This window comes from Candidatus Jordarchaeum sp. (genome assembly GCF_052745115.1).
In genome coordinates, this window is sequence record NZ_JBRAKS010000252.1 from 1 (window position 1) to 5,648 (window position 5,648).

Genomic DNA, 5,648 nt, shown 5'->3' on the forward strand with positions numbered 1-5,648 from the left:
TATACTTCCCGTATACGGTCAAAAAAGATAAATTATGAAACAAGGGATCTCATTAAGAAGATTCATAAACCATGTGTTCATAAACCATAATTTGATTTATTAATTTTCACAGTTAAACTACTATTAATTCAATAAAAAGCAGAGGGAAAGAGGTAATATTTATTTTGGGCCACTTTTTATTATTCACAGCAAAAGATACAAGTCAACTCTGCTGAATGATTGAGTTAATTGATGATTATTAAACTAATTTATTTTAAGGAGGTAGGTTTATGAGTAGTAAAGTTAGGGGAAAAGATCTCATCTGTCCAAGGGGTCCCGTTTACGCTGTCGGTCCGGGCGGTCTCGCCATGTGCCTGTGCTGTGGAGAAGTGGTGCCACTAAAAAAGGGCGAATCGTGTAAAGATGTTAAATGCCCCAAGTGCGAAACCAAGATGGTAAGATGCTAATTTTTATACCTATCTTTTCTTAGGGAATTGCTGCAAGCAGAACTTTATTCCCGGAATAACGTTGTAAGAGATTCCAATAATGTGTGGCGACAGAGCGGCTTTGGGATCAGAATATATTTCGTATTCGTGCTTGATTCCCAGCTCTGTTAAAGTTTTATGGATTTCCTCGGTTACCCCTGCTATCATGAATTCATCATTAGCCGCGGTTTTAAGCATTAATTTTACCTGTTTTAGAGCATTTGGATTTTGCTTAATCATATAATTGAGATTATTTTTATACAGATTGTTATAGGCCTCTTCGTCCCAGCCGATGATTTCTCCTTTCTTATCTCGTTTAATAGTTGGCATGAGTGGTCTATTCTTGGAGCATACTAGGTCTGCGGTGTGCAGAATATCGCTCCACAACAAGGCACCATACTCTGCAGCTCTCTCCCTTCCAAACAGTCTCTCATGGATTGGAATAACCACTTTCATATTGAGCAAGTCAGCGGTTAAATTCGCAGGACTTAACACAACCGAAACCACAAATTTCTCCGGGTGATGAATAGCCATTACCATAGCTCCATATCCGCCCATCGAACCTCCAATCAAGCCTCTGTGCTGTTTATCTGGTATAGTGCGATAATTCGCATCCACATACTCTATAACATCCTTAACCACGTAGTCCTCAAAGTTACCGGTGTAAGGAGAATTAAGATAGTAGCTTCCCTTAGTTTCCAGCTGCCCAGTGGGGTTTTTAAGACCATCCTTGTTTGGTAGATGCAGACTACCATCCGGTTGCACAAAAATAAATGGATCCAATTCTCCGCTGCTTATCAGCTGATCAAATTTTTCAAAAGAAGGCAGTCGACTCAAATCCATTTCCGCAAGAACCTCCTTTGGAATAAAGGCTACAGGAATAAGCATATTATCCTCCAGACGCGAAGTCACAGTCCAGCGCTTATTATTTCCAGTATACCCCTGCAAAAAGTAAATCACAGGATACCTCTTATTCCTAGATTCGAAGTAATCGGGCGGAAGATAAATATACAGGTCGCGATCCACAGGGCTGTTGATGGGATTACCCTCCAAGCTTCTAGCGTGAATAACATCAACCCTATATCTATCACCATCACTTTTTTTAGCCATAATCTCACTTTCCCAAAATTTTATGGTTTAGAAATTTTCCAGTTAAATAAACTTATTGAGACTAGCTTTATTTATTTACGCAGATTTAAACTTTTATGAGTTTGGGTTCGTTGAAAAGTCGTAATTATTTATTAAAAGTCGGAATCCGTTGGCGTTTGCCTCTTCCATTAGTGTTTTTAATGTTTCACTCTGCTTTTTGCTTAGCGATTCGGTATTGAAGCTCTCTTCTGTTGTGAGTTTTAGAATTGGTGTATGGTTGTACCTTTTTCCGTTAATTATTACATCCTTTAAATTTGTGTAAAGCATCATTCGCAGAAGCCCATCCTTATATTCCCAAGAGAGGGAAGTCTAGCAGCTCTAGTATGTTTTCCTTCTATAAGATAGACTGGGGTTTCCATGTAATTTCTATCTCATCATAGGTGAAAAAGTAGTAGTGCCGAGATAATTTTCGATTGTGAGCCTGGCTTTGGCTCTCTCCAATTCTTCTTTAGGTCGTATAGTGACGCTTTCCCTCTTCTGAACTTCCTTTGCGAAATCCCTTGAAAGCTTTGTGAAAGTTTCCTTACCCTTAATGAGCAATTAAATCCTCTTTAAAGCAGAAGCAGATGAGTGCATTTCAACACCCTGTTTTCTTTAAATCTTATTATAATAGTTAAGCCCCCAAGCTAAGTTCTCCAACTTTATCTACCTGTGATAGATTTCAGTGTAGAGCATCGGATTGGTAGGAAGTTTATTTCTGATTTGACGTGCTCATTATCGAACCTCTGCCTGATTATCTTATTATTAAACCTCTGGTTTTTATAGGCACTCTAGAGGTGTCCAATCATCTGCAGAGGAGTGGTTTATCGGATAATCCTGCAATGTTGGCATAAATGTCCAACAACTTCTCTTTATCTCATAGGCTTTTTTCTAATTGTGTTCTGAAGTTGGTCCTTAAGTGTTTGGTGTCTTCTCTTACTATTATCTCAAAGAAATCGGAGAGTTTTTGACCGAAAAGGTTGGGCTGATTAAAACCCAACTTTTCCTTAATTACGCCTGATAGTTCTAAATCAATCTCGTAGCCCACGCATCTTCTTCCAAGTTCGTAGGCAACTTTCAACGTTGTTCCCGAACCCATAAACGGATCCAGAACAACCTCATCCCTATAGGAGAATAGTTTTATTAAACGATATGGGATTTCTTCGGGAAAAGCTGCTATACCTTTCTCCAATCTGTTCTTTATTGGTAGAACATTCGTTATTTTCCACACGCTCAAATACCATTTGTTTTCTCGAAATTCCTCGAGGTCTATTCTGGATTTGGTTTTCACGCCCCTTGGAATGGATTTGTAGTCGAATTCACCGTTCTGAAAAATGAGGATAGACTCTTGAAGGTTGTCGGGGTAGTAGTACATCGGATAAGGATGCTGTATTAAAACGCCGCTCCTCCTGCTTATGCGAATGTATCCTTCCGGCTTAACCCAGACAATTTGATACAGGTACTTGAACCCCTCTCCCATGAGTATCTTTGTGATGTCCGCAACAACAGGATATTTAACTCTATTTATCAATGTGTCATCAACTACAAAAGCCGCTATTCGCCCATTATCAAGAACCCGTTTCAATTCTTTTGCCAAATTACAAATCAATTCTAAAAATTTCTGATAACTTTCAAAAAGATCCGGATAATCAAAAGGAGCATTAAAATAAGGAGGAGAAGTTACCACCAAATGAACACTATGCTCCTCTAATTCCTTCATGTTTTGACAATCACCGAAAACGAGCTTATTCTTCCAAGAAATTTTTTTACCCATTAATATCCTCTCTCAACCGAACGTTTCTTTTACAACCTAAGCTTTCTCACTAATGAATTTAAACATATACCGAATTGTAAGTCCACTATTTTATTCAAATTTTTAACAATTCTATTGTTATTATAGCGTTCTTAGCTATTCTGCCTTGCATATCTAAGTCAAAGGTTTGTAAAAATAGGGTTTTAATACTTTTTTGTAAGAGTAGGTGGTGAAACAAGTTTCTAGAATCAAATATTAAGAGAATTAAAGTAGATGAAATCCATTACTTCCTTATCCAAGGATACGGAGTGTGTGCTTAAAGAAGCAAAATAAATAAAGGTTGAGTTAAAAAAGATATTCAAGAAACATAAAATATATTGAAAGGTTTAGAAGTATTAGAGATTTAAGGGGTATAAAATGAGGACACCAGATTACGACGTGGTTTGTGGAGACTGCCTTACATACCTTAAACAGGGAAATGTATCAGATGTTCATCTTACATTCTTAGACCCCCCCTTCAATCAGGGCAAAGAGTACAAGTTTTTTGATGATGAACAAAATCCCGAAGTTTATTGGAGTTGGTTAAAGGAGATTATAGAACTCATCCATGAGGCGACAGTGGATGGTGGAGCCATCTATTTTATGCAGAGGGAGAAGAACGTAGATTGGATGATGAAGGTTTTAAAAGAAACGGGATGGACTTATCAAAACCTAATTATATGGAAGAAGTTCACATCAGCTATACCTGGTAATTTCAGGTTTGGAAAACATTACCAAGTGATAATTTTTGCTACTAAAGGGGAAAGGCCCAGAGTTTTCAATAGATTACGCATAGATTACCCGCTACGCCCAAACCACAAACATAAGAGGCCTAATGGAATCTACCTTACCGACGTTTGGGATGATATTAGAGAGCTTACGTCTGGATACTTTGCGGGGGATGAAGCCTTAAGAGATGAGGAGGGTAATCGCATACATGAGCAGCAGTCCCCCATAGAGTTGTTGTTAAGAATGATCCTTTCATCTACAAGTGTGGGAGACACTGTTTTTGACCCATTTGCGGGAAGTGGAACCAGCCTAGTTGTAGCTCACCAGTTAAAAAGAAAGTCAATAGGCATCGAAATAGACCCAGGCTACGTTGAAGTCATAAAGAAAAGGTTAAAAATCATAAGTTCCGCAGACGAAGTTTCAAAGTATAGAGGTTATTATAGGTTTACACCAAACCTAGATGAGGCATGGCCTACTGAGGGTTTAGAGAGGTTCATCCATGAGTGAAATTGCGGACATAACCGATTTCTTTATTCAGGTAATAAGCAACCTCAAAAATGGTAAATTTGACCTTTGCTCTCCCCTTGAGGAAATAGTGTTAAAGTCTGCGGGAAACGACCTAGCCTACATCGATAATCGCAAAGACGCCAAAAATGTTTATGGAGTCGATATTTGGAAAGAACTGAGAGATAAAATAGGCGAAAAGAAATTCAATCAACTACTTGAAGATTCAAACATAACCAAGAATCTACAGTACTCGAAGTCCCAGCAGTTCCCAGACTTTATATTTAAGGTAAGGAAGGTTGGGAACAAATTCACTTGTGGTGGCTTGCTCGAGTTAAAGGATTCCAAAGGAGGAAGCATTTCCTCATTTAATTCGACCATACCAACTCGAACAAAGAATCTTAAAGAGATAGAAGTGGTTAACGGTGGAGACCTCGTTTTAAGAATTGCCAGCATTGTAGACGGGAAATCCATCAAAAGAGAGTACTGTACGTCCGAAAGACGATGCTTCTACCTAGTCAGAACCCACAGTAAAGATCCTGATAAAGTAAAGGTTTCAATCATTGATGGCTCATTCTTCGAAACCATCTCTAAAGACCATCTACTATACCAAGTATTGCTACAGATTTTACACGAACACATAAAAAAGAAGGAGTTACAAATACCCAAAAGCACCCTAGAACAAGTACAAAAAGTTCTATCTGAAATCACAGACCAAACCATAATAGCGGCTTCACGGAACATAGAGGGAGCATCAATAAGACCAAGATTAAGGATAATGGCCGAGGTCCACAACGAAGGAAATCCACACAGCTCGCACTACCCTCAAATATTAGAGAAAAGCTTCAACCTCATCCTAAAATCAACCCCCCAAACAGAAAAAATCAAAAACGTGCTGCTAAATGAAATCCCGGAACTAAAGACATTCACAATCAAACACAAGAGAAACGGAGACCACACAGTTCTCCAACTCAGATTAACCGTTGTCCGAAACTTACCCATCTAGGACACTTCCAGATGGTGTTCGGTTC

The 5,648-nt window shown here is 38.7% G+C and carries 7 protein-coding genes; 3 read left to right on the forward strand and 4 right to left on the reverse strand.

Annotated elements, in window-relative coordinates:
• The first annotated feature begins 269 nt into the window (after nucleotides 1–269).
• The gene (locus ACUVXA_RS15150; protein WP_445872120.1) at nucleotides 270–446 is read left to right on the forward strand and encodes a hypothetical protein; all 177 of its coding nucleotides are present in this window, start codon (nucleotides 270–272) and stop codon (nucleotides 444–446) included.
• 9 nt (nucleotides 447–455) lie between these two features.
• Here ACUVXA_RS15150 and ACUVXA_RS15155 read toward each other — a convergent pair whose 3' ends face one another.
• From ACUVXA_RS15155 to ACUVXA_RS15170, 4 genes are all read right to left on the reverse strand, one after another.
• A complete protein-coding gene (locus ACUVXA_RS15155; protein WP_445872121.1) occupies nucleotides 456–1,574 on the reverse strand; it encodes an alpha/beta hydrolase in 1,119 nt (372 codons plus the stop codon).
• Between the two features lie 93 nt (nucleotides 1,575–1,667).
• Nucleotides 1,668–1,883, reverse strand: coding sequence for a hypothetical protein (locus ACUVXA_RS15160; RefSeq protein WP_445872122.1), 216 nt, complete (start codon nucleotides 1,881–1,883; stop codon nucleotides 1,668–1,670).
• 96 nt (nucleotides 1,884–1,979) lie between these two features.
• A complete protein-coding gene (locus tag ACUVXA_RS15165) occupies nucleotides 1,980–2,153 on the reverse strand; it encodes a hypothetical protein (protein WP_445872123.1) in 174 nt (57 codons plus the stop codon).
• Between the two features lie 316 nt (nucleotides 2,154–2,469).
• Complete coding sequence (locus ACUVXA_RS15170; protein ID WP_445872124.1) at nucleotides 2,470–3,366, reverse strand: DNA-methyltransferase; 897 nt, start codon at nucleotides 3,364–3,366, stop codon at nucleotides 2,470–2,472.
• A gap of 396 nt (nucleotides 3,367–3,762) precedes the next feature.
• Between ACUVXA_RS15170 and ACUVXA_RS15175 the strand changes: the two genes are divergently transcribed.
• Nucleotides 3,763–4,620 carry a DNA-methyltransferase gene (locus tag ACUVXA_RS15175; protein WP_445872125.1) on the forward strand — a complete coding sequence of 286 codons (858 nt, stop codon included), beginning with the start codon at nucleotides 3,763–3,765 and terminating at the stop codon, nucleotides 4,618–4,620.
• Complete coding sequence (locus tag ACUVXA_RS15180) at nucleotides 4,613–5,623, forward strand: hypothetical protein (RefSeq protein WP_445872126.1); 1,011 nt, start codon at nucleotides 4,613–4,615, stop codon at nucleotides 5,621–5,623. Before ACUVXA_RS15175 ends, ACUVXA_RS15180 begins: the two co-directional genes overlap by 8 nt.
• Nucleotides 5,624–5,648 lie beyond the last annotated feature (25 nt).

Excerpts from the sequence above, each read along its gene's own strand:
- ACUVXA_RS15150 (WP_445872120.1), top strand. The coding sequence starts at position 270 with ATGAGTAGTAAAGTTAGGGGAAAAGATCTCATCTGTCCAAGGGGTCCC.
- ACUVXA_RS15155 (WP_445872121.1), bottom strand. The coding sequence starts at position 1,574 with ATGGCTAAAAAAAGTGATGGTGATAGATATAGGGTTGATGTTATTCAC.
- ACUVXA_RS15160 (WP_445872122.1), bottom strand. The coding sequence starts at position 1,883 with ATGATGCTTTACACAAATTTAAAGGATGTAATAATTAACGGAAAAAGG.
- ACUVXA_RS15170 (WP_445872124.1), bottom strand. The coding sequence starts at position 3,366 with ATGGGTAAAAAAATTTCTTGGAAGAATAAGCTCGTTTTCGGTGATTGT.
- ACUVXA_RS15175 (WP_445872125.1), top strand. The coding sequence starts at position 3,763 with ATGAGGACACCAGATTACGACGTGGTTTGTGGAGACTGCCTTACATAC.
- ACUVXA_RS15180 (WP_445872126.1), top strand. The coding sequence starts at position 4,613 with ATGAGTGAAATTGCGGACATAACCGATTTCTTTATTCAGGTAATAAGC.